Annotated in this window: 2 protein-coding genes; both read right to left on the bottom strand. The window is 59.7% G+C overall.

Annotation, left to right across the window (positions count from 1 at the left end; genetic code table 11):
* On the bottom strand, positions 1-731 hold a 731-nt coding region (locus QK293_RS27325; RefSeq protein WP_282383431.1), incomplete at its 3' end, for an amino acid ABC transporter ATP-binding protein.
* 11 nt (positions 732-742) lie between these two features.
* On the bottom strand, positions 743-1637 hold an 895-nt coding region (locus QK293_RS27320), incomplete at its 5' end, for an amino acid ABC transporter permease (protein ID WP_282383429.1).

Genomic DNA, 1637 nt, shown 5'->3' with positions numbered 1-1637 from the left:
CGCTCATTCTGCGGATTATCGAAGAAGTCGTTCGGCGCGGCCTGTTCGACGATTTCGCCCTTGTCCATGAAGATCACGCGATTGGCCACGGTGCGGGCGAAGCCCATTTCGTGGGTTACGCAGAGCATGGTCATGCCGTCTTCAGCCAGGCCGATCATGGTGTCCAGAACCTCTTTCACCATTTCCGGGTCGAGTGCCGAGGTCGGTTCGTCGAACAGCATGATTTTCGGTTTCATGCACAAGGCACGGGCAATCGCCACACGCTGTTGCTGACCGCCGGACAGTTGCCCCGGGAATTTATGCGCCTGCTCCGGAATGCGGACGCGTTCCAGGTAATGCATGGCGATTTCTTCGGCCTGGCGCTTGGGCATCTTGCGCACCCACATCGGCGCCAGCGTGCAGTTCTGCAGGATGGTCAGGTGCGGGAACAGGTTGAAGTGCTGGAACACCATGCCGACTTCACGGCGGACCGATTCGATCTGCTTGAGGTCGTTGGTCAGCTCCACGCCATCGACCACGATGCGGCCCTGCTGGTGTTCTTCCAGACGGTTGAGGCAACGAATGGTGGTGGACTTGCCGGAACCCGACGGGCCGCACAGGACGATACGCTCGCCCTGTTTAACGTTCAGGTTGATGTCTTTCAACACGTGGAACTGGCCGTACCACTTGTTGACGCCCTGCATCTGAATAATGCCTTCAGGGCTCACAGGCTGTTTGATCGCTTCACTCATAAACTACGCTCCTAACGCTTGTGGCCAGTGTCCAGCTTACGTTCAAAATGCATGGAATAGCGGGACATACCAAAACAGAAAATCCAGAACACCAGGGCCGCGAACACATAGCCTTCGGTGGCCATGCCCAACCATTTCGGGTCGGCGGCAGCTTGTTTGACGCTGTTGAGCAAGTCGAACAGGCCGATGATGATCACCAGGCTCGTGTCCTTGAACAGCGCAATGAAGGTGTTGACGATGCCAGGGATCACCATCTTCAGGGCTTGCGGCAGAATCACCAGGCCCATGCTGCGCCAGTAACCGAGGCCCATCGCGGCAGCCGCTTCGTACTGACCTTTGGGAATCGCTTGCAGACCACCGCGCACCACTTCGGCCACGTAAGCCGACTGGAACAGGATCACGCCGATCAGCGCCCGCAGCAGTTTGTCGAAGTTCATGCCTTCAGGCAGGAACAACGGCAGCATCACCGAGGACATGAACAGCACCGTGATCAACGGCACGCCGCGCCAGAATTCGATGAAGGTCACGCAGACCACCCGAATCGCCGGCATGTTCGAACGACGGCCCAGCGCCAGGACGATACCCAGCGGCAGGGCGCCGGCAATACCGACGGTGGCGATCACCAGGGTCAGCATCAGGCCGCCCCATTGGCTGGTCGCCACGGCGCTCAGGCCGAACACGCCGCCGTGCAGCAGGCACCAGGCGACAATCGGGTACAGCACCAGGAAGCTCAGGCCATACACCGCTTTATGGTGAAAACGCGAGATGAACAACGGTGCCACGCCGATGACCGCCAGCCACACGGTCAGGTCCACGCGCCAGCGCAGGTCCACCGGGTAGTAGCCGTACATGAACTGGCCGAAGCGCTGCTGGATGAACACCCAGCAGGCGCCCTCCTTGGTGCAG

Origin of the sequence: Pseudomonas sp. AL03, assembly GCF_029960815.1 — a bacterium.
Classification (GTDB): Bacteria; Pseudomonadota; Gammaproteobacteria; order Pseudomonadales; family Pseudomonadaceae; genus Aquipseudomonas.
This window is presented reverse-complemented; position numbering and strand designations above follow the sequence as displayed.